The sequence below is a fragment of the Limnohabitans sp. JirII-31 genome, from assembly GCF_002778315.1.
Classification (GTDB): Bacteria; Pseudomonadota; Gammaproteobacteria; order Burkholderiales; family Burkholderiaceae_C; genus Limnohabitans.
In genome coordinates, this window is the sequence record NZ_NESA01000008.1 from 71,220 (window position 1) to 93,104 (window position 21,885).

Annotated in this window: 14 protein-coding genes and 1 riboswitch; of the genes, 6 read left to right on the forward strand and 8 right to left on the reverse strand. The window is 57.3% G+C overall.

What is annotated here, in order from left to right; translation table 11 throughout:
- Window positions 1–31 precede the first annotated feature (31 nt).
- The 5 genes from B9Z41_RS11240 to ahcY form a co-directional block, all read right to left on the reverse strand.
- Window positions 32–631 carry an OmpW family protein gene (locus B9Z41_RS11240; RefSeq protein WP_100147169.1) on the reverse strand — a complete coding sequence of 200 codons (600 nt, stop codon included), beginning with the start codon at window positions 629–631 and terminating at the stop codon, window positions 32–34.
- Between the two features lie 182 nt (window positions 632–813).
- Window positions 814–1,404 carry an OmpW family protein gene (locus B9Z41_RS11245; RefSeq protein WP_100147170.1) on the reverse strand — a complete coding sequence of 197 codons (591 nt, stop codon included), beginning with the start codon at window positions 1,402–1,404 and terminating at the stop codon, window positions 814–816.
- A 115-nt stretch (window positions 1,405–1,519) separates the two neighbouring features.
- Complete coding sequence (gene metF / locus B9Z41_RS11250) at window positions 1,520–2,356, reverse strand: methylenetetrahydrofolate reductase [NAD(P)H] (protein ID WP_100147171.1); 837 nt, start codon at window positions 2,354–2,356, stop codon at window positions 1,520–1,522.
- Complete coding sequence (locus tag B9Z41_RS11255) at window positions 2,331–3,104, reverse strand: TlyA family RNA methyltransferase (protein ID WP_100147172.1); 774 nt, start codon at window positions 3,102–3,104, stop codon at window positions 2,331–2,333. Before B9Z41_RS11255 ends, metF begins: the two co-directional genes overlap by 26 nt.
- 6 nt (window positions 3,105–3,110) lie before the next feature.
- On the reverse strand, window positions 3,111–4,544 hold the full coding sequence (gene ahcY, locus B9Z41_RS11260; RefSeq protein ID WP_100147173.1) for an adenosylhomocysteinase: 1,434 nt from the start codon (window positions 4,542–4,544) through the stop codon (window positions 3,111–3,113).
- Window positions 4,545–4,628: 84 nt separating this feature from the next.
- Window positions 4,629–4,705, reverse strand: a riboswitch (S-adenosyl-L-homocysteine riboswitch).
- A 225-nt stretch (window positions 4,706–4,930) separates the two neighbouring features.
- On the opposite strand from ahcY, the gene B9Z41_RS11265 reads away from it, so the two are divergent.
- The 4 genes from B9Z41_RS11265 (at window position 4,931) to B9Z41_RS11280 (ending at window position 11,418) form a co-directional block, all read left to right on the forward strand.
- Window positions 4,931–6,580: an ATP-binding protein gene (locus B9Z41_RS11265; RefSeq protein ID WP_158236168.1), complete on the forward strand. Its 1,650-nt coding sequence runs from the start codon at window positions 4,931–4,933 to the stop codon at window positions 6,578–6,580.
- Window positions 6,577–8,370 (forward strand): ATP-binding protein, encoded by a 1,794-nt coding sequence (locus tag B9Z41_RS11270; RefSeq protein WP_100147175.1) that lies wholly within the window; start codon window positions 6,577–6,579, stop codon window positions 8,368–8,370. The genes B9Z41_RS11265 and B9Z41_RS11270 overlap by 4 nt, the downstream gene beginning before the upstream one ends.
- Before the next feature lie 76 nt (window positions 8,371–8,446).
- A complete protein-coding gene (locus tag B9Z41_RS11275) occupies window positions 8,447–10,078 on the forward strand; it encodes a peptide chain release factor 3 (RefSeq protein WP_100147176.1) in 1,632 nt (543 codons plus the stop codon).
- Window positions 10,079–10,188: 110 nt separating this feature from the next.
- On the forward strand, window positions 10,189–11,418 hold the full coding sequence (locus B9Z41_RS11280) for a Fic family protein (RefSeq protein ID WP_100147177.1): 1,230 nt from the start codon (window positions 10,189–10,191) through the stop codon (window positions 11,416–11,418).
- Between the two features lie 3 nt (window positions 11,419–11,421).
- Here B9Z41_RS11280 and B9Z41_RS11285 read toward each other — a convergent pair whose 3' ends face one another.
- The 3 genes from B9Z41_RS11285 to B9Z41_RS11295 form a co-directional block, all read right to left on the reverse strand.
- Window positions 11,422–17,295 carry an excinuclease ABC subunit UvrA gene (locus tag B9Z41_RS11285; protein ID WP_100147251.1) on the reverse strand — a complete coding sequence of 1,958 codons (5,874 nt, stop codon included), beginning with the start codon at window positions 17,293–17,295 and terminating at the stop codon, window positions 11,422–11,424.
- Window positions 17,296–17,431: 136 nt separating this feature from the next.
- Entirely contained in the window at window positions 17,432–17,614 is a 183-nt protein-coding gene (locus tag B9Z41_RS11290) for a hypothetical protein (RefSeq protein ID WP_100147178.1), read from the reverse strand.
- 90 nt (window positions 17,615–17,704) lie between these two features.
- Window positions 17,705–19,363, reverse strand: coding sequence for an MFS transporter (locus tag B9Z41_RS11295; protein WP_100147179.1), 1,659 nt, complete (start codon window positions 19,361–19,363; stop codon window positions 17,705–17,707).
- Window positions 19,364–19,758: 395 nt separating this feature from the next.
- Here B9Z41_RS11295 and B9Z41_RS11300 point away from each other — a divergent pair, with 395 nt between their 5' ends.
- Both B9Z41_RS11300 and B9Z41_RS11305 read left to right on the forward strand, forming a co-directional pair.
- Window positions 19,759–20,067 carry a DUF485 domain-containing protein gene (locus B9Z41_RS11300; protein ID WP_100147180.1) on the forward strand — a complete coding sequence of 103 codons (309 nt, stop codon included), beginning with the start codon at window positions 19,759–19,761 and terminating at the stop codon, window positions 20,065–20,067.
- Entirely contained in the window at window positions 20,064–21,878 is a 1,815-nt protein-coding gene (locus B9Z41_RS11305; RefSeq protein ID WP_100147181.1) for a cation acetate symporter, read from the forward strand. The genes B9Z41_RS11300 and B9Z41_RS11305 overlap by 4 nt, the downstream gene beginning before the upstream one ends.
- Window positions 21,879–21,885 lie beyond the last annotated feature (7 nt).

Consider the following 21,885-nt stretch of genomic DNA (forward strand, 5'->3'; position numbering starts at 1 on the left):
TGGCGCGGCTTTTTCATGGTGCACGAGGCGATCAGAAGCGGTAGCCGACGCCAACGCCAACCAATAAAGGATCAAGCTTCAAAGTGCCTGCGTTTGCACCGGCAGAACTGTAAACATCCGTCTTTAAGTTCACCTTCTTGACATCCAAGTTCACAGACCATTTTTTGTCGAGTGGCACATCCACACCCACCTGAAAAGCAGTGCCGAAGCTGTGGTTGTCCAGTTGATAACCCTGCAAGCTAACGCTTGAAATTTTGGTGTAGTTGATACCGGCACCGATATAAGGCTTGTATCCGCCCAAATCAGTGAAGTGGTATTGCAGTGTCAATGTGGGGGGTAGATGCTTAAACGTCCCCAAATAAGCGCCATTGTTTGTGACGGTCTGTGACTGGGGAACAGTCAAAATCAATTCAGCAGCAACGTTCTTGTTGAAGAAATAAGAAATGTCCACTTCTGGAATTGTTTTGTTGTCAACAGCCAAACCGAAACCAGCATTGGTCAGACTTGCGGAATTGTCATTGGCCATCTGAAGATTGACCGCACGGGCACGAACCAACCAAGGGCTTTCTTGCGCGGCCACATGACCGACAACCAACATACCAACTGCTGCTGCGATGAGAATTTTTTTCATGATGTTTCCTTGAGCTCTACTCGGGGCTATTCCCGTGGTGTCTATTGCACCGCAATGGTTGTGTGCGCAACTTGATGCGCATCAAACCCGACGCGGCGAAAAGATGACTTAGATCAAGAAAACAAGTTTTGCGAATCAAAGCGGGACGTACTGCAAGCCCACACGGAAATCGCTCAAGCGCGTCAGAAGCGATAGCCCAAACCCAGACTCACAACACGTGAATTGATTTTGGTGTCCACCGTTTGCCCAAACGCAGAAATATCGGACCGAAAGTTGGAACGCTTCACATCCAAGTTCAAAGAAAAGCGGTCATCGAGCGGCACATCCAACCCAACTTGCACAGCAGGTCCCCAAGTGTGGTTGTTCATCAAAATATCTTGATAGCCCGGTGCCGTGAACGTCAAGGTGGAGCTCTTGGTGTAGGTGATCCCTGCGCCGACATAGGGCTTGAAAATCGACCAACTGTCAGCGTGGTACTGGAGCATCAATGTCGGAGGTAACTTTTGAAAGGTTCCAACAGATGTCCCATTCGCATACACCGACTGATTTTTCAGCGCCGTGTAGCCAACCTCCAGCGCCACGCGCGGCGTAAAGAAATAGCTGACATCCACCTCAGGCATAGCTTTTTGATCCACCGACATTTGGATGTCATTGGGCACATAGCTCAACTTAGGTTGCACTGCGCGCACACGCAGCACCCAAGGGCTGTTTTGGGCCCAAGCGGTAACAAAAGATGCCGAAAAGATCACTAAAGCAACAAAAACTTTAAGCATATAACTCCAGTTATATTAATTGAAAGAATTGTTAAATTCTATATTAATATTTCTTTAGTTGTATTTTTATCATTATTTGTTGATTAATGGCGTCTTATGAACATCGGATATGCGCTCAAACTACCAGACCTAAATTGCGACAAATGGCCAAGGTCGCAGCGCTCTGGTTCATGCTGTAAAAGTGCAGTCCAGGCGCCCCCGCGCTGCGTAATTGATCGCACAAATCAGTCACAACATCCAAGCCAAATGCCTTGATCGAGGCCAAATCATCCCCAAAGCCCTGCAAGCGCAAACGAATCCAGCGCGGAATTTCGGCCCCACAGGCATCCGAGAAACGCAGCAATTGCGAAGAACTGGTGATGGGCATGATGCCGGGCACGATGGGCACATCCACGCCGAGTTTTTGCACGTCTTCGACAAAACGGAAATACGCATCACTGTTGTAAAAATATTGGGTGATGGCCGAGTCCGCGCCTGCTTTGACCTTGGTGGCAAAAGCTTGCAAGTCGGCCTCAGCCGACTTAGCTTGCGGGTGAATCTCAGGGTACGCCGCCACTTCAATGGCAAAGTCCTGCCCGGTTTCCGCACGAATGAATGCCACCAAATCGCTGGCGTACTGAAACTCGCCGCTGCCGCCATAGCCACTGGGTAAATCACCACGCAAGGCCACCAAGCGGCGAATGCCCATGGCCTTGAAATCGGCCAGTTGTTGACGCACGCTGTCACGCGTGGCGCCGATGCATGAAAAGTGCGACGCAGCAGGCACGCCCTCAGCCAAGATTTCATTCAAGGTCGACAACGTACCCGCCTGGGTCGAACCACCGGCGCCATAGGTGACCGAGCAAAACTGGGGCTTCAAGACATACAAGGCTTGGCGCACAGCACGCAACTTCTCGGCACCCTCAGCCGTCTTGGGTGGAAAAAACTCAATGCTCAGACTGTTGTTCGTCACGACGCGCTCCTATCCAAAATTCTTTGTTGCCATCGCCTCCGGCAATGGCGCTGGGCCAGTAGCCCAACACGTTCAATCCAAGGTCTGCGCACGCCTTGCGCAAGCGCGCTTCCACCTTGGGGTAACTGGCAGGGTCTTTGACCAAACCGCCTTTGCCGATATCACCAGGCTGCAATTCAAACTGCGGCTTGACCAACATCAGCACATACCCCGCAGGCTGGAGCATAGGCAACAGGGCTGGCAGCACCAAGGTCAGCGAGATGAACGACAAGTCGCCCACAATCAGATCAAAGCCTTGCACTGCCTCGGGGATTCGCTCGTCAGGAAACGCTAACTCGCGCGCATTGATGCGCTCAACACACACCACACGGGGGTCGCTGCGCAAACTCGGGTGCAATTGGCCGTGACCAACGTCTAGCCCGACAACTTGCGCCGCTTCATGTTGCAGCAAGCAATCCGTGAAACCTCCGGTGCTTTGTCCCACATCCAGGCAACGCATGCCGCTGACAGACAAGCCGCTGTCACGCAAAGCGCCTTCGAGCTTCAAGCCACCGCGCGAGACATAACGCGACTCCGCGTTATCCAGCAACTGCACCTCGCACCCTGGCGGCAACACATCGCCATTTTTGGCCACGCGTTGCCAGGCTGTCGCGCCCACGCGCCATTGAACGCCCGAGGTAATCAACCGCTGCGCCTGAGAGCGCGACGCGGCCAAGCCCCGGTCTACCAATAACTGGTCAGCGCGCACCGCAGATCAATAGCGGTAGGCGTCAGGCTTGTAAGGGCCTTGCTTGGGCACGCCGATGTATTCGGCCTGCTCATCGCTGAGTTCGGTCAGCATGGCGCCGACTTTCTTCAGGTGCAAGCGAGCGACCTTCTCGTCCAAGTGCTTGGGCAACACATAGACCTTGCCCACGTCGTAACCTTCGGGATGGCAGAACAGCTCAATCTGCGCAATGGTTTGGTTGGCAAACGAGCTGCTCATCACAAAGCTGGGGTGGCCGGTGGCACAACCCAGGTTCACCAAGCGGCCTTTGGCCAGCAAGATGATCTTTTTGCCGTCGGGGAACACCACGTGATCGACTTGGGGCTTGATCTCGTCCCAGGTCAACTTCTCCAGAGACGCCACATCGATCTCGTTGTCAAAGTGACCGATGTTGCAGACGATGGCTTCGTCTTTCATGGCGGCCATGTGCTCGTAACGGATCACGTTTTTATTGCCGGTGGCCGACACAAAAATGTCGGCCTTGTCTGCCGCGTATTCCATGGTGACCACTTTGTAGCCTTCCATCGCGGCTTGCAATGCGTTGATCGGGTCAATCTCTGTCACCCACACTTGGGCGCTCAAAGCACGCAAAGCCTGAGCACTGCCCTTGCCAACGTCGCCATAACCAGCGACCACGGCCACTTTGCCCGCAATCATCACATCGGTTGCGCGCTTGATGGAGTCCACCAAGGATTCGCGGCAGCCATAGAGGTTGTCGAACTTGCTCTTGGTCACCGAGTCGTTGACGTTGATGGCGCGGAACATCAGCGTGCCCTTGGCCGACATTTCTTTCAGACGGTGCACGCCTGTGGTGGTCTCTTCCGTCACACCCAGAATCTCGGCGCTCTTGCGGCTGTACCAAGTGGGGTCTTGGGCCAACTTAGCCTTGATCGCGGCAAACAAACAGGTTTCTTCCTCGCTACCGGGGTTGTTCAACAACGAGGCGTCACGTTCAGCGCGCTTGCCCAGGTGCATGAGCAAGGTGGCATCGCCACCGTCGTCCAAGATCATGTTGGGGCCTTCGCCAGCCGTGTTGGCGGCGCCAAAGTCAAAGATACGGTGGGTGTAGTCCCAGTACTCGGTCAATGTCTCGCCCTTGGTGGCAAACACAGGGGTGCCTTCGGCCACCAAAGCGGCAGCCGCATGGTCTTGGGTCGAAAAAATATTGCACGAAGCCCAGCGCACTTGGGCACCCAAGGCTTGCAAGGTTTCCACCAACACGGCCGTTTGAATGGTCATGTGCAAGCTGCCCGTGATGCGCGCGCCCTTGAGCGGTTGCGCTTTGGCGAACTCTTGACGAATGGCCATCAAACCGGGCATTTCGGTTTCGGCAATCTTGATTTCTTTGCGGCCCCAGGCGGCCAGGGACATATCGGCCACGACGAAGTCGGTGGCTTGGGTGGGTTTGAGAACAGCGTTCATGGTCAGGCTCCAAAAGGTTCAGGGCCACTGACGCGTACAAGCCAAGCACGGGGGACGTATCCGAGGTGCTCACCTCACGTTGTCAGTGGGTGAGCGCGGTTGGGAATTAGGGTCCGAGCCTCACTGAATCTAAATCGACTCAGCTGCAGCGCTCCTCGGTGAAGAGATTTTAGTGCAGTCTGACAACACCAAAACCGTAAATACTGGTTGCATTTTTGTTTTAACAAAAAATTCAAAAGTAATATTAAAATTATCAAATGATCAATCGGCCGTTACTTTTGTTTATAAAACGTCAACTCCCTCGTGAACGGCGCAACAGCTTTGACGTCTATTACGTGTTTTTTTCGTTCACCGCCGCCGTGGGGACCACGTTGATGGCGCTCGTGATGCTCTGGCTTGAACAATCGCGTATTGCCACTTCGGCCTGGATCGGAACACTGGTGCTGATTGGAACCCTGGTTTGGTGGACCCAGGGCCTGTCCGATTTTTGGGCTCAGACCATTTTTGAGAGCACGCTCATGTGGTTGGTGATTTACAACTCATGGCACACGGGCGGCGTCACATCGCCGAGCATGATTTTTTTAGGCACAGTCCCCGTTCTTCCCTTGTTTTTCTCTAGCTCGCGCCGTTTTGTCTTCTTTTGGCTGTTCGTGTCGCTCGTGGGCATGCTGCTGACTCTCACCCTACAACTCAACCACCTCATCCCCATGCGCGCGGATCAAACTTGGCAAGACCTGGTGTTCAGCGCCACGATGTATGCCTTTTTGGCCTATACGCAATGGAGTTTGATAGATGCCGTGGAGTCCACCAACACCTTCACACTGCGAAAAATCAATCGATCAAACCAACGCCTACAGCGCTTGTCACACGACTTGCAGCGCGCCAACTCACACAAAGACCAGTTCTTAGCCATTGTGAGCCACGAAATGCGCACACCTTTGAACGCCGTCATGGGCTTTTTGAACCTCATGGACACCGACGAACGCATCAACCATCAAGCCAAAGAATTCGTCATAGGCGCACAAAACGCTGCGGCACACCTACTCACGGTGATCAATGACTTGTTGGATTACTCGCAAATTCAAAACGGCAAAATCACACTCAACCCACAGACCTTCAACCTGCACACCATGCTGCACAACACGCATGGGTCGTTGATGCCACGGGCAATTGACTTCGGGCTTTCCTACGGGCTCTACATTGATCCTCAGGTCCCTGAGTGGATCAAAGCAGACCAGCATCGCTTGACGCAAGTCCTGATCAATCTTCTTGGCAATGCCCTGAAGTTCACCGACAAGGGCCATGTCAACACCCAAGTTTATTTCGAGCCTTCCGCAAAAACACCGCAAAGCGGGACCCTGTGCGTTGATGTCACAGATAGCGGGCCTGGCATTGCACTGACGGAACAAGCCCGCATCTTCGAACCCTTCGTTCAACTCACACGCATCGACACACGCGCCAACGCACGAGACGCCCTGCGCGGCAACGGGTTGGGTTTGAGCATCACCGACACGCTGGTCAAAAGCCACGGCGGACAACTCACTGTGCGCAGCGCCGTCGGCCAGGGCTCGACGTTCTCATTTCGTATCCCCGTTCACATCGCGCCTGCCCCGCACAAGCCATTGCCAACCCTTGACCGTGTGGACACCAGCGCCTTCAAACTGCTCATCGTGGATGACCATGCCGTCAATCGCTTGGTCGCCAAAGCCACACTGCAACGCGCCATGCCAAACGCACACATTGAAGAAGCCGAAAACGGCCTCACAGGTTTTGCCAAGATGTCCGAGACCCTTTACGACGTTGTGCTGCTCGACCTAGTCATGCCAGACATCGACGGCATTGAAGTGATGCGTCGTGTGCACAACACTTTGCCATCGCCACTCAACACAGTCCATGTGATTGCACTCACAGCCAACGTGGCCAACGAAGCGCTCATTGCCTGCAAAGAAGTCGGAATGGATGAAGTCATGTCAAAACCATTTGACCGACACACATTGGTCAATCGTGTCTTGCACTACTGCCTCAAAAACCAATGATCACACGCCCTCTACTCGTCGCCATCAAGCGCGTGCTGCCTCATAAACGACGCAGCACGCTAGACATTTATTACGTTTTCTTCTCTCTGTCCGCACAAATTGCGTTGCTGATATTTGGTCCCTTGTTTTACAGCCTCGGCGAGACCGGCATCGCCATCGTCAGCATGATTGGGTTGGGTTGTATCGCCGCGAGCTTTGCTTTGTGGCTCAAAGGATTGCCCCGCTTTTGGGCGCAATCGATCGATCAAGCCACCATGATGGGGATGATTTTTTACGTTGCTTGCACAGACGGCGGTATGCGCTCTGCTGCCATGGTGTGGCTGGTGATCGTGCCCATCTTGCCCTTGTTTTCATCCAACTCACGCAAAGTGGTGAGCTTTTGGTTGTCTGTATCTTTCGGCTGCGTGGTCACCATTTTGGTTTTGCAACTCACAGGCACGATCCAATTAATCGGTCCACAGAGCTGGGGGCTGATGATCAAAGATGCCTTGATGTACTCCCTTTTGCTTTACGCGCAGTGGAGCTTGATTGATGCGGTCGACTCCATGAATGCCACCTCCTTGCGACACACCACACGCGCCAACGAAAGCCTGAAACGGCTGTCGCAAGATTTGCGACAAGCCAACGCGCACAAAGACCAGTTTCTGGCCATCGTCAGCCACGAAATGCGCACGCCCTTGAACGCTGTGATGGGCTACTTGAGCTTGATGAGTACCGACGAACGCATGAACCGCGAATCCAAAGAGTTCGTCACCGGCGCTCAAAACTCTGCGGCACACCTGCTGACTGTGATCAACGACTTGCTCGATTACTCTCAAATTCAAAACGGCAAGATCACCATGAACCCGCAGGTGTTCAACCTGCACACCATGTTGCGCACCACCCACAGCACACTGAGCCCAAGGGCCATTGATCTTGGGCTGGACTACCGCTTACACATCGCGCCGAACGTCCCTGAGTGGATCAGTGCAGACCAACACCGTCTGACCCAAGTGCTGATCAACCTGCTCGGCAATGCGCTGAAATTTACCGACACCGGCCATGTCCATATGCGAGTGTCATTCACACCGTCAAACAGCACATCGCAAAGCGGCGAACTGTCGGTCGAGGTGGAAGACACGGGGCCCGGCATCGCGCCCGAAGCACAAGCACGCATCTTCGAACCATTTGTTCAACTGACACGAACACATATTTCTGCGTCTCGGCGCGACGCACTGCGCGGCAACGGACTAGGTTTGAGCATCAGCGATACCCTGATCAAAAGTCACGGTGGCGAACTCACACTGCGCAGTGAGGTGGGCCAAGGATCGACATTTGCTTTTCACATTCCCGTGCTCTTGGCGCCCGCGCCTCAAAAAGCAGCCCCTGTCTTAGAGCGCATCGACACCACGCCCCTCAAGCTATTGATCGTGGACGACCACGCGGTCAACCGCTTGGTCGCCAAAGCCACCATACAACGCGCCTTGCCCAACGCACAAATCGAAGAGGCTGAAAACGGCACCATCGGTCTGTCCATGATGAGCGCCAATCGGTATGACTTGGTGCTACTGGACTTGGTGATGCCAGATTTGGACGGCATCGAGGTCATGCGCCGTGTGCGCAACACCCTCCCATCGCCCTTCAAAGATGTGCACGTCATTGCGTTGACGGCCAACGTGGCAGACGACGCGCTCAAGGCCTGCAAAGACGTGGGTATGGACGAAGTCATGCCCAAACCCTTTGACCGACACACCTTGGTCAACCGCGTATTGCACTACTGCACGCCAAGCGGCTCAGAGGTCACGGCATGAGCGTGTCGCGCCTCTGAGCAGAGGCACACAACAACTCGGGCGTCTATGATCCTGGGTTGATTGCTGCTCCCACCCCATGACCACTTACTTGAATGAAGTGCGCCGCCGGCGCACCTTTGCCATCATTTCCCACCCCGACGCGGGCAAAACCACGCTGACAGAGAAACTGTTGCTGTTCTCGGGCGCGATTCAAATCGCAGGCTCGGTCAAGGCCCGCAAAGCCAGCCGCCACGCCACCAGCGACTGGATGGAAATTGAAAAGCAACGCGGCATCTCGGTGGCGTCATCGGTCATGCAAATGCTCTACCGTGACCACGTCATCAACCTGCTCGACACCCCCGGCCACAAAGACTTCAGCGAAGACACCTACCGCGTGCTCACCGCCGTGGACTCGGCGTTGATGGTCATCGACGCGGCCAACGGTGTGGAAGCCCAAACCCGTCGTTTGATCGAGGTGTGCCGTCAACGCGATACCCCCATCATCACCTTCGTCAACAAGATGGACCGTGAGGTGCGCGACCCGCTCGACATCCTGGACGAAGTGGAACGCGAACTCGGCATGCCCTGCGTACCCATGACCTGGCCCGTCGGCCAAGGCAAATCATTTGGCGGCATCATCAACTTGCGCACGCAAGCCATGACCGTGTTTGACTCCGGCAGCGAACGCTTGCCGCAAGACTTTGAAACACACCCGCTGTCGCAACAAGACCAACTGGCCCAACGCTTTGGCAGCGACTGGGCTGCGGCCATGGAAAGCATGGAACTGGCCACAGGGGCTTCACCGAGTTTTGACAAAGAAGCTTTCTTGGCCGGCAAACAAACCCCGGTCTTCTTTGGCTCCGGCGTGAACAACTTTGGTGTGATGGAAGTGCTCGACGCCTTGGTCGACCTGGCCCCCTCGCCGCGCCCCCGCATGAGCCACCTGGTGGTCAACAAACAAACGGTGGACAAAACCATCCAGCCTGAAGACGCAGGTTTTTCTGGCGTGGTGTTCAAAGTGCAAGCCAACATGGATGCCAACCACCGCGACCGCATTGCCTTTGTTCGCGTGGCCTCGGGCCATTACAAGCCAGGCATGAAACTCAAGGTGCAACGCACCGCCAAAGAACTGCGCCCCACTTCGGTGGTGACCTTTCTGAGCCAACGCCGCGAAGCGGTGGACGAAGCCTTTGCGGGCGACATCATCGGCTTCACCACCCACGGCGGCGTGCAGTTGGGCGACACCATCACCGATGGCGCAGCCTTGCAGTTCACCGGCCTGCCCTTCTTTGCGCCCGAGTTGTTCATGACTGTGATTCTGAAAAACCCGCTGCGCACCAAACAACTGCAAACCGGCTTGGAACAGTTGGGCGAAGAAGGTGCCATTCAGGTGTTCAAGCCCGAAGTGGGGGGGGCCATGCTGCTGGGAGCCATTGGTCAACTGCAATTCGAAGTGGTACAACACCGACTCAAGGCCGAGTACGACTGCGATGTGCGCTTAGAAAACAGCAGCTACACCGGTGCTCGGTGGATCACCGCCGACACCCCCGCCGAGTTGCGCGAATTCACCCACGCTTACCCACAGCGCATGGCCTTGGACGCAGCCAACACCTTGGCCTATTTGTGCACGTCCCCGTACGACGTGCGCTTGGCACAAGAACGTTTTCCAAAGATTCACTTCCACCCGCTACGTGAGCATGCGGGGTTGGCGTTGTCTTCGGCGGGTTGATTTTTGCTTCTTTGATTGGTTAATACCTCACGTATACAAGCAGCAATAAAAGTCGCAAAAATATCTGCATAAATTTAAATTTTTCCTTTAAATACATATACTTAAAGGAAATGAAAAAGTCGCAAACATTTCAGCTCTATGACGATCTATCGCAGATGGAGCCTATGCTGCCCGGCGAGCACCGCCTTGGCCCGTTACTAGAGCGTGCGCATGACCTGATTCGAAAATCTGAACGTCTGGCAGGTTGGTGCCCATCGGGTGCCTTGCCAGGCTTGCGCCAGCTACTGAGGTCGATGAACTCGTATTACTCCAACCGCATCGAAGGTCAGCACACGCTACCGATGGAGATCGAACAGGCACTGCGCAACGATTACGCGCAAGACCTCGACAAGGCACGCCGCCAGCGCTTGGCCTTGGCACATATGGCCACCGAAGCCCAACTCGAAACTCTGTGGCCGCAGTGGTCAGGCGCGAAGGTATGGTCCCCACAAACCGTGCAAGACATTCACCAAGATTTTTTTGCACGCTTGCCAGATGACGACCGCAAGCAAAACGCGCAAGGGCAGGTGCTTGTTCCTGGTGGGCTGCGCACACAACAGGTCAGTGTCGGCAAACATGCTGCACCCGACGCAACCCAACTGCCTGCATTCTTGGCGCGTTGGTCTCAGGTGTACAGCCACACCCGCCGTGGCGAAATGCAGTTGATGGCCATGGCTGCTGCCCATCACCGTCTGGCCTGGATTCACCCCTTTCTAGACGGCAACGGACGTGTGGCTCGGCTACACAGCCATCTGGTGCTGGGTCACATGGGCTTGACCAATGGCCTGTGGTCGCCGTTGCGTGGTTTTGCTCGCACACAAGACGCCTATTACGCCCACCTGGCTGCTGCCGATGAGCCCCGCGCAGGCGATCTCGACGGGCGCGGCAGCCTGAGCGAAAACGCATTGCTCAGTTGGATCGACTACGTCATCGACATTTGTATCGATCAGGTGGACTTCATGAGCCGTCTGCTGTCGCTACACGACATGAAAAACCGCATCACTGCCTGCTTGACGTACGAAGAACACGTGGTGCGCCAAGGCGTGCGCACTGAAGCCTTGCGCGCTTTGCATTACTTGTTTGCCACGCAGGCCGAACTGGATCGCGTCGACTTCAAAGCCATGCTGGGTTTAGGCGAACGTTTGGCCACCGCACAAATTTCAGCGCTGATCAAACGAGGCTTGTTACAAAGCGACACACCCTACGGCAAAGTCCGTTTTGGCGTGCCGCAGCATGCACTGCGGTTTTACTTTCCCAAACTGTGGCCGGAAGCAGAGAGCCAGAGCCACGATTCGCTGTAAGGCCTAGCGCGCCAACACCGGCTTCAACGCCACGCCCGTGTGCGTGCCCAGCTTCACCACCGCTTCCGGTGTGTCAGCTGCCACGATCAAGCCACCGCCGTCGCCCCCCTCGGGGCCCAAGTCGATGATCCAGTCGGCCTCGGCAATCACATCCAGGTCGTGCTCAATCACCACCACGCTGTGACCGCCATCCACCAAACGGTGCAACACGCGAATCAGCTTGTCCACATCGGCCATGTGCAGGCCCACGGTGGGCTCGTCCAACACGTACAGCGTGTGCGGGGCCTTGTTGCCACGTCGGGTCACGTCGTCACGCACCTTGCTCAACTCGGTCACCAGCTTGATGCGTTGCGCCTCGCCGCCACTCAAGGTGGGTGAGGGCTGGCCCAAGGTCAGGTAGCCCAGGCCCACGTCTTTGAGCAGTTGCAGCGGGTGGCTGATGTTGGGCATGGTGGCAAAGAAGTCCACCGCCTCGTCCACCTCCATTTGCAGCACCTCGCCAATGCTTTTGCCGCGCCAGCTCACCGCCAAGGTCTCGGGGTTGAAGCGTGCGCCGTGGCAGGTCTCACACGGCACTTTCACGTCGGGCAAAAAGCTCATCTCAATAGTGCGCAAGCCTTGTCCCTCACAGGTGTGGCAACGCCCCTCGCCCGTGTTGAAGCTGAAGCGCCCGGGGCCATAGCCACGGGCTTTGGCTTCCAGCGTTTCGGCAAACAACTTGCGGATGGTGTCCCAAAACCCAATGTAGGTGGCGGGGCAGCTGCGTGGTGTTTTGCCAATCGGCGTTTGATCAACTTCCAGCACGCGGTCAATGCCCGCGTAGCCCGACACGTCGGTGCAGCCCACCCAGGTGGGGTGCTTGCCCTCGTCGTCGGCTTTGCGACCCGCTTGGGTGGTGCGCTGCGCCACCGCAGCGGCCACGTTGTGCAACAACACATCGCGGGCCAAGGTGGACTTGCCCGAGCCCGACACGCCTGTGACGGCCACCAAGCGTTTGAGGGGAATGTCCACACTCACCTCGCTCAGGTTGTGCAGAGATGCGCCTTCCAGGCTCAAAAATGTCAATGCCTCGGCATCCATGGCGCGTCGTGCTTGCAGGGGGTGGCGCATGGCGTGCAGCAAGTAGCGCCCAGTTTGTGAATCGGCTTGGTCGGTGATGTTCTTCACCGAGCCTTCGGCCATCAAACGCCCGCCACGTTTGCCGGCGCTTGGGCCAATGTCGATGATGTGGTCGGCGCGGCGAATCGTGTCTTCGTCGTGCTCCACCACCACCAAGGTGTTGCCCTTGTCGCTGAGCACATGCAGCGCGTTCAACAAAATCTGGTTGTCTCGGGCATGCAGGCCAATGGTGGGTTCGTCCAGCACATAGCACACACCTTGCAAGTTGCTGCCCAGCTGCGCCGCCAAGCGAATGCGCTGCGCTTCGCCACCGCTGAGTGTGGGTGCACCACGGTCCAGCGTGAGGTAGCCCAAGCCCACTTGCTCCAAGAACTCCAGGCGGCTTTTGATCTCGGGCAACAGGTCGCGCGCAATGTCAGCGTCGCGTCCGTGCAAGCCCACCGTCTCGGCCCAGCGGCGCACGTCGGTCACGCTCAAGCGGGCGATCTCGGTGATGCCCACCCCTGCAAACTTCACCGCACGTGCGGTGGCGTTCAGGCGCGTGCCTTCACAGGTGGGGCAGGCGGTGTCGACCAAGTCGTCCACATCGGGCTCGGCAAAGGTTTGCTCACGGCCTTTGTCTTTGTCGTCGCGCACCGAGTCGTCCAGCACCTTGCGCTGGTCTTTGTTGAGCTTGACCCCCGTGCCCACGCAGTCGGTACACCAGCCGTGCTTGCTGTTGTAAGAGAACAAGCGCGGATCCAACTCGGCATACGAGGTGTCACACACCGGGCAAGCGCGTTTGGTGGAGTACGCATCCAAGCGGCCAATGCTGTTGGTCTCGGCACCCGCCAGCATGGCTTCGCGCAAACCGTCCAACTGGCTCAGCACGTGCACCACGCCTTTGCCGTGCTCCAAGGCAGTGGCCAAGGCCTGGCGTAACTGCGCTTCGTTTTGGGCCGACACCACCAGGCTTGCCACGGGCAGTTCAATGGTGTGCTCTTTGAAGCGGTCAATGCGCGGAAAGCCCGTGGTCGGCAAAAAGTGCCCGTCCACCCGCAGGTGGGTGTAGCCACGCGGGCGGGCCCAGTCGGCCAGTTCGGTGTAGACGCCTTTGCGGTTCATCACCAAGGGACTGAGCAAGCCGATGTGCTGGCCTTTGAACTCACGCATCAGCTGCGCCGCAATGCGGTCAGGCGTTTGCGGCTGCACCGCCGCGCCATCATGCGTGCAATGCTGGGTGCCGAGTTTGACAAACAGCAAACGCAAAAAGTGCCACACCTCGGTGGTGGTGCCCACGGTGGATTTGCGCCCGCCGCGAGACAGCCGCTGCTCAATCGCCACCGTGGGCGGAATGCCATACACCGCGTCCACCTCGGGGCGCCCTGCGGGCTGCACAATGCTGCGCGCATAGGCGTTGAGGCTTTCCAGATAACGCCGCTGGCCTTCGTTGAACAAGATGTCAAACGCCAGCGTGGACTTGCCCGAACCCGACACACCCGTGATGACGTTGAACTTGCCGCGCGGGATGTTGACGCTCAAGCTCTTGAGGTTGTGTTCTTTGGCGTTGATGATTTGAATGCTGCCCTCATCAGAAGAGGATCCGCCCACACCCGCTGCCGAAGTCGTCGGTGTGCCGGCCAACGATCTTGCGCGTGCGTAGGAGGCGCCCGGCATACCGGCTGCTGCGGCAGCAGCGAACCGAAGCGCGCCTTCTGCGGCCTTCAACCCGACCGAAGGCTTGGCCACCTCGTACACCACGCCCATCGATTCGGCATAGTCACGCAAGGCCTTGCCGGTGTGTGAGGTGGGGTGCAAACGCACTTCCTCTGGCGTGCCCTCGGCTACCAACAAGCCACCGGCCTCGCCACCTTCAGGCCCCAGGTCAATCAGCCAGTCACTGGCGCGAATCACGTCGAGGTTGTGCTCAATCACGATCAACGAGTTGCCGTCTTCCAACAGGCGGCGCATGGCGCGCATCAGTTTGGCAATGTCGTCAAAGTGCAGGCCGGTGGTGGGTTCGTCAAACAAGAACAGCACGCCTTTTTTGGCGGTGGCTTGGCGACTTGCTGTTTTGCTTTTGGCGGCTTCGGCCAAGAAGCCCGCCAGCTTCAGTCGCTGGGCTTCGCCGCCGCTGAGGGTGGGCACGGGTTGGCCCAGTTTGACGTAGTCCAAGCCCACGTCGACGATGGGTTGCAGGGCACGCACGACGTCGCGGTCGTTGGCAAACAGCTCTAGGGCTTCGCCAACGGTGAGGTCCAACACATCGGCCACGTTCAGTGATCTTCGCGTCGTGACTGCGGGCGCACCGTCTTGCTCCTCTTCGCTTCGCTCAGAATGTCGCTGCGTCGGCACGCCCACAGCCCCGCCACGAAGTTCGCGCTCGAGGGTAATTTCTAAAATTTCGGGTCGGTAGCGTTTGCCGTTGCAATCTTGGCAGCGCAAATACACGTCGCTCAAGAACTGCATTTCCACATGCTCAAAGCCCGAGCCACCGCAGGTGGGGCAACGGCCGTCGCCGCTGTTGAAACTGAACTTCGACGCGGTGTAGCCGCGCTGTTTGGACATGGGCAACACCGCAAACAACTCACGCACGGCGTCCCACGCACCGACGTAACTCGCCGGGTTGGAGCGTGCGGTTTTGCCAATGGGCGACTGGTCCACAAACACCACATCGCTGAGGTGGTCAGCGCCCAGCAAGCGGTCGTGTGCGCCTGGGGTTTCGGTGGCGCGGCCAAAGTGGCGCATCAAGGCCGGCGTCAGCACGTCTTGAATCAGGGTCGATTTGCCCGAGCCGCTAACGCCCGTCACACAGACCAGGCGTTGCAGCGGGAACTCAATGAACAGGTTTTGCAGGTTGTGCTCGCGCGCGCCCTCCAAAATCAAACGCGGGGTGCTGTCGGTGACCAAGCGCTTGAGCCCTAGGCCAATGGTTTTGCGCGCACCCAGGTAGGCGCCAGTCAAGGTGTCGGCCGACTTCAAAGCTTCGGGCGTGCCATCGAACACAATGCTGCCGCCGCGCACACCGGGGCCGGGGCCCATGTCCAAGATGCGGTCGGCGCACAGCATCACCGCCGGGTCGTGCTCCACCACCACCAAGGTGTTGCCTGCATCGCGCAAGCGCAACATGGCCAGGTTGATGCGGTGCATGTCGCGCGGGTGCAAGCCAATGCTGGGCTCATCAAGCACAAACAAGGTGTTGACCAAGGAGGTGCCCAAGGCCGTGGTCAGGTTGATGCGCTGTACCTCACCGCCACTCAGGGTGCGGCTTTGTCGGTCCAGCGTGAGGTAGCCAATGCCTACCTCGCTGAGGTACTTCAAGCGGGTGCGAATTTCTTCCACCAGCAAATGCAGGGCTTGCGCATCGGTGCCTGCGGCATCCACCTGCACGGCATGGAAGAACTGGTGCAGTTTGTCGATGGGCATCAACATCAGGTCGTGCAAACACAGTCCCGGCATGGCTTCGAGTTGCTCGCGCGTCCAGGTCACGCCCTGGGGCATGAAGCGTTTGTCGGGTTTCATCACCGCATCGGCGTTGTCTTTGCTGCCAATGCGCCACAACAGGCTGTCGGTTTTCAGGCGCGCGCCACCGCACACGCCGCATGGGGTGTAGCTGCGGTATTTGGAGAGCAACACACGGATGTGCATCTTGTACGACTTGCTCTCCAGGTATTCAAAGAAGCGCTTGATGCCGTACCACTGGTGGTTCCACTTGCCCTTCCACAAGGGCGAGCCTTGAATCACCCAGTTCTTTTGGGCCTCACTCAGCTTGGACCAGGGCGTGTCACGCGGAATGCCTTCGGCCTCGGCGTGACGCATCAGGTCGTCCTGGCATTCTTTCCAGGCGGGCGTCTGAATGGTTTTGATGGCACCAGAGCGCAAGGTGAGCTTGTCGTTGGGAATGACCAAGCCGTAGTCGACCCCAATCACACGACCAAAGCCACGGCAGGTTTCACAGGCACCGACCGCCGAGTTGAACGAAAACATCGACGGGATCGGATCGCTGTACCGCACATCGCTGTCTGGGCAATGCAAGCCGGTGGAGAAGCGCCACAAAGACACATCGGTGCCCTCCCCCCAATACACATTCAGTCGCCCACTGCCGCGTTTGATGGCCAGCTCAATGGCCTCCACCACCCGGGCCTGCTCGGTGTTGCCGAGCCGGAAGCGGTCAGCCACCACATCCAGCAGCTTGCGTGGGCCGGTGGGCGTGGCCACTTCGCGCTCGGCATGCACGCGCGTGAAGCCACTGGCGCTGAGCCACTGCGTCACCTCGTCGGCGGTGGTGTTGGCCGGCAACTCGACCGGAAAGGTCAAGATCAAGCGCGGGTCTTGCGGGAGCGCCGCGCAGCGCCGTTGCAGTTCGGCGTAAATGGTTTGTGGCGTGTCGTGCTGAACGGGCTGCGCGGTTTGGCGGTCAAACAACTGACCGGCGCGGGCGATGAACAACTTCAGGTGGTCGTTCAGCTCGGTCATGGTGCCCACCGTAGAGCGAGAGCTGCGCACGGGGTTGGTTTGGTCAATCGCGATCGCGGGCGGCACACCGTCGACCTTGTCGACAGCTGGGCGGTCCATGCGGTCTAAAAACTGTCGTGCGTAGGCGCTGAACGTCTCCACATAGCGGCGCTGGCCTTCGGCATACAGGGTGTCAAAGACCAGACTCGATTTGCCCGACCCGCTGGGGCCGGTAACCACCGTCAGCTCGCCGGTGCGGATATCGAGGTCAAGATTTTTAAGGTTGTGCTGGCGTGCGCCACGGATGCGAATGGAGCCTGACATGGGGCGGGGTCTTTCTAATGTGCCCAAGCATTCTAGGTAGCCCCACCTCACCCAGCGCGCACCCAGGGCATTGCTTTGCCCCATAAAAAACGCCGCAGCAAAGCTACGGCGTTTGCACAAAGCATCAGGCCCTGCGTTACTTGGCAGCAGAGGCCTCGGCCACCGGGGCAGACGCCGCACCAGACGCGGCCTCAGCAGGCGCATGCACAGCATCTTCACCATGCTTTTCGCCGCCCATGTCCAAACTGTTGCCACCTTTCATGATGACAAAAATGGCCAGCGCCGCAAAGATGATGAAGCCAATGAGAATTTTCAACATAGTCAATCTCCGAAATCAGTAAAAAGCCCTCCACCAGGGAGGGCTCGAATGTAGCAGCCGGGTCACCCCGGTGTGCTGACAAAAGTCCGATCAATCGTGCTCGTAAATGTCCACGTCTTTGGTTTCTTTCACAAACAGCATGCCGATGACAAAGGTCATACCGGCCACGATGATCGGATACCACAGGCCGTTGTACATGTTGCCGGTCTGCGCCACGATGGCAAACGCCGTGGTGGGCAACAAGCCGCCAAACCAACCGTTGCCGATGTGGTAGGGCAAAGACATCGAGGTGTAGCGAATGCGGGTGGGGAACATCTCGACCAACATGGCGGCAATCGGACCGTACACCATGGTCACCAAGATCACCAAGTAGGTGAGGATGATGGTCACTTTCACGCTGTCCACGCGAGCGGGGTCTGCCTTGGTGGGGTAGCCAGCGGCTTTGAGGTCATCGGCCACTGCCTTCTTGAACTCAGCATCTTTGGCCTTGGCTTCATCCGCAGGCAAGCCCTTGGAGCTGTAGCTCGGGATCTCGGTTTCACCAATTTTGATGGAGGCCACAGAGCCTGGTGCACCCACGGCGTTTTCATAGCTCACCGAAGCAGCGGCCAACACTTGTTTGGCGATGTCGCACGAGCTGGTGAACTTCACCGTGCCTGTGGGGTTGAACTGGAACGAGCACTCGGCAGGGTCTGCCGTGACCAACACGCGGTTCTTCTGCTGGGCCTCGTACAACGCTGGGTTGGCAGCCTTGGTGAGGGCTTCAAACACGGGGAAGTAAGTCAACACGGCCAACAAGCAACCCAACATGATGATGGGCTTGCGACCGATCTTGTCCGACAAAGAGCCGAAGATGATGAAGAACGGGGTACCGATCAACAGCGACACAGCCACAAAGATGTTGGCCGTTGCACCGTCCACCTTGAGCGCCTGGGTCAAGAAGAACAAGGCGTAGAACTGACCCGAATACCAAACCACGGCTTGACCTGCAGTCAAACCGATCAAGGCCAGAATCACGATCTTGAGGTTTTTCCATTGCCCAAACGACTCGGTCAACGGTGCCTTGGAGGTCTTGCCTTCTGCCTTCATTTTTTGGAATGCAGGCGATTCGTTCATCGACAAACGGATGTAGACCGACACGGCCAACAAAGCGATTGACACGATGAACGGCACACGCCAACCCCATTCGGCAAACGCAGCCTCACCCACAATCGTGCGGGTGCCCAAAATCACCATCAGGGACAAGAACAAGCCCAAGGTGGCGGTGGTTTGGATCCATGAGGTGTAGGCGCCACGCTTGTCGTGTGGTGCATGCTCAGCCACATACGTGGCCGCGCCACCGTACTCGCCGCCCAAGGCCAAGCCTTGCAGCAAACGCAAGCAAATCAGGATGACGGGAGCCGCCACACCAATGCTGGCGTAGTTCGGCAAGATGCCCACGATGAAGGTGGACAAGCCCATGATCAGAATGGTCACCAAGAAGGTGTACTTGCGACCGATCATGTCGCCCAAGCGGCCAAAGAAGATGGCACCAAACGGACGCACGATGAAGCCAGCAGCAAACGCCAGCAGCGCAAAGATGAATGCAGAACCAGCGTCTAGGCCGCTGAAGAATTGTTTGGCGATGATGGCCGCCAACGAACCGTACAGATAAAAGTCGTACCACTCGAAAACAGTGCCCAACGAAGAGGCGAAGATCACCTTCTTCTCTTCGGCTGTCATGGGACGATCGACGTCTAGTGTTGCCATGTGTTGTGTCTCCTCAGACTTATAGGTCCAGCCCCCGATCCGGGCGCTGTGCCGCGCAACTATCTGAGCCTTCACTGACCGGATTCTGACGCCGCTCACTCGCCTCATTCGGGGCATAACCCCTTCAAACAACAAACCGCGTACTAACCCTGCGTGTATTTTTTTACATACGAAATATTCAACCCATTAGCCCATCAAAATAAAAAGTGAGCAAGGAATAGCACCAGGGTTTTCACTAGGGTAAAAAAGATGCATCTATATGTGTGCCACGCCCTCGCTCTACAGAGACCCCAAAAAGCGTAAGGACTTGGTCAGTCCCTCTCTTGAGAATCGCGCAGCCAGAGAAAGGCCACGTCGTCGGCCTGTCTGCTCACCTCTCTAAAAAGGAAATTCAAATGAGTGATCCAGTGGTCGACAAGATCCAGAGCCACCCGAAATACCAAGAGTTGCGCGCCAAGCGCAATGGGTTCGGCTGGTTTCTAACCCTGCTGATGTTGGTCGTGTACTACGGCTACATCGCCTTGATTGCATTCAACAAGCCCTTCTTGGCCCAGCCCATTGGTGCAGGCGTCACGACCTTGGGCATTCCCATTGGCATGGGTGTGATCGTGTTCACCATCGTGATCACGGGCATTTATGTGCGTCGCGCCAACAGCGAGTACGACACGCTGACCAAAGAAATCTTGAAGGACGCCACCAAATGAAAAAGTTTTCGACTCTTCTAACCGCGCTGCTGGGCCTGCTGGCCTGCGGTGCTGCCATAGCCGCCGGTGGCGATGTGGGCGAAACCGCCAAACAAAGCACCAACTGGACCGCCATTGGCATGTTCGCCGCCTTCGTGGCTGGTACTTTGTGGATCACCAAATGGGCCGCCTCTAAAACGCGCTCAGCGGCTGACTTCTACACCGCCGGTGGCGGCATCACGGGCTTTCAAAACGGCTTGGCGATTGCGGGCGACTACATGTCTGCCGCATCGTTCCTCGGCATTTCTGCTGCGGTGATGGCCAGTGGCTATGACGGCCTGATTTACTCCATCGGCTTTCTGGTCGGCTGGCCCGTCATCACATTCTTGATGGCTGAGCGTCTGCGCAACCTGGGCAAGTTCACCTTTGCCGACGTGGCAGGCTACCGCTTCAAGCAGACACCGATTCGCGCTTTTGCAGCTTCGGGCACTTTGGTGGTGGTGGCGTTCTATCTGATTGCGCAGATGGTGGGCGCGGGTCAACTGATCAAGCTGCTGTTTGGCTTGGAGTACTGGATGGCCGTGGTCATCGTCGGCGCGCTGATGATGGTCTATGTGTTGTTCGGCGGCATGACCGCCACCACCTGGGTGCAAATCATCAAGGCGTGCATGCTGCTCGCTGGCGTGACCTTCATGGCCGTGATGGTGCTGGCACAGTTTGGCTTCAGCCCTGAGGCCTTGTTTGCCAAAGGTGTGCTGGTGAAATCCATGATCGCCGCCAACGCCAAGGAAGCAGCCATGGCCGCGGCCACGGCGTCGGCTGCCATGGCGACCACGCCTGAAGCCCAAGCCGCAGCTTCCGCAGCGTTGGCAACAGCCACCGCGCTTGACCCAGACAAAGCTGGCTTGTCCATCATGGGCCCAGGCGGCTTCATCAAAGACCCCATTTCTGCCATCAGCTTCGGCATAGCCTTGATGTTCGGAACCGCTGGTTTGCCACACATCCTGATGCGCTTCTTCACCGTGCCTGACGCCAAAGAAGCCCGCAAATCGGTGCTGTGGGCCACCACCTGGATTGGCTACTTCTATGTGCTGATTTTCATCATCGGTTTCGGCGCCATCACTTTAGTGCTCACCAACCCTGAGATGTCAGACGTTGCCAAAGGCATCATCAAAGGCGGTGCAGGCACGGCCAACATGGCCGCTGTGCTGGTGGCTAAAACGGTGGGTGGCGACGTGTTTTACGGCTTCATCTCTGCCGTGGCCTTCGCCACCATCTTGGCGGTGGTGGCTGGCTTGACGCTGTCTGGTGCCTCTGCGGTGTCGCACGACTTGTACGCCACGGTGTTCAAGAAAGGCAATGCCGACAGCGCCGCTGAGTTGCGCGTGTCACGCATCACCACGGTGGCACTGGGCGTGATTGCCGTGGTCTTGGGCATCGCGTTTGAAAAGCAAAACATCGCCTTCATGGTGGCACTGGCCTTTGCGATTGCTGCATCGGCCAACTTCCCCGTGCTGTTCATGTCGGTGTTGTGGAAAGACTGCACCACCAAGGGCGCTGTGATTGGTGGCTTCTTGGGTTTGGTCTCGTCGGTCGCCTTGACCGTGGTGTCGCCCTCGGTGTGGGAAGCCACGCTGGGCAATGCCAAAGGTTCGGCCTTGTTCCCCTATGCCTCCCCTGCCTTGTTCTCGATGACCATTGGCTTCGTGGGCATCTGGTTGTTCTCTATCCTGGACAACAGCGACGATGCGAAGAACGAACGCGCTGCGTTTGCTGCGCAGCAAGTGCGCTCAGAAACTGGCTTCGGTGCCTCGGGCGCTTCGGGTCACTGATCGACCT

Bases quoted from the DNA above. Each gene is read 5' to 3' on its own strand.
- B9Z41_RS11240 (WP_100147169.1), bottom strand. From the start codon at position 631: ATGAAAAAAATTCTCATCGCAGCAGCAGTTGGTATGTTGGTTGTCGGT.
- ahcY (WP_100147173.1), bottom strand. From the start codon at position 4,544: ATGAACGCTGTTCTCAAACCCACCCAAGCCACCGACTTCGTCGTGGCC.
- B9Z41_RS11305 (WP_100147181.1), top strand. From the start codon at position 20,064: ATGAAAAAGTTTTCGACTCTTCTAACCGCGCTGCTGGGCCTGCTGGCC.
- B9Z41_RS11290 (WP_100147178.1), bottom strand. From the start codon at position 17,614: ATGTTGAAAATTCTCATTGGCTTCATCATCTTTGCGGCGCTGGCCATT.
- B9Z41_RS11265 (WP_158236168.1), top strand. From the start codon at position 4,931: ATGCTCTGGCTTGAACAATCGCGTATTGCCACTTCGGCCTGGATCGGA.
- B9Z41_RS11280 (WP_100147177.1), top strand. From the start codon at position 10,189: ATGAAAAAGTCGCAAACATTTCAGCTCTATGACGATCTATCGCAGATG.
- B9Z41_RS11270 (WP_100147175.1), top strand. From the start codon at position 6,577: ATGATCACACGCCCTCTACTCGTCGCCATCAAGCGCGTGCTGCCTCAT.
- B9Z41_RS11300 (WP_100147180.1), top strand. From the start codon at position 19,759: ATGAGTGATCCAGTGGTCGACAAGATCCAGAGCCACCCGAAATACCAA.
- B9Z41_RS11245 (WP_100147170.1), bottom strand. From the start codon at position 1,404: ATGCTTAAAGTTTTTGTTGCTTTAGTGATCTTTTCGGCATCTTTTGTT.
- B9Z41_RS11295 (WP_100147179.1), bottom strand. From the start codon at position 19,363: ATGGCAACACTAGACGTCGATCGTCCCATGACAGCCGAAGAGAAGAAG.
- B9Z41_RS11275 (WP_100147176.1), top strand. From the start codon at position 8,447: ATGACCACTTACTTGAATGAAGTGCGCCGCCGGCGCACCTTTGCCATC.
- B9Z41_RS11285 (WP_100147251.1), bottom strand. From the start codon at position 17,295: ATGTCAGGCTCCATTCGCATCCGTGGCGCACGCCAGCACAACCTTAAA.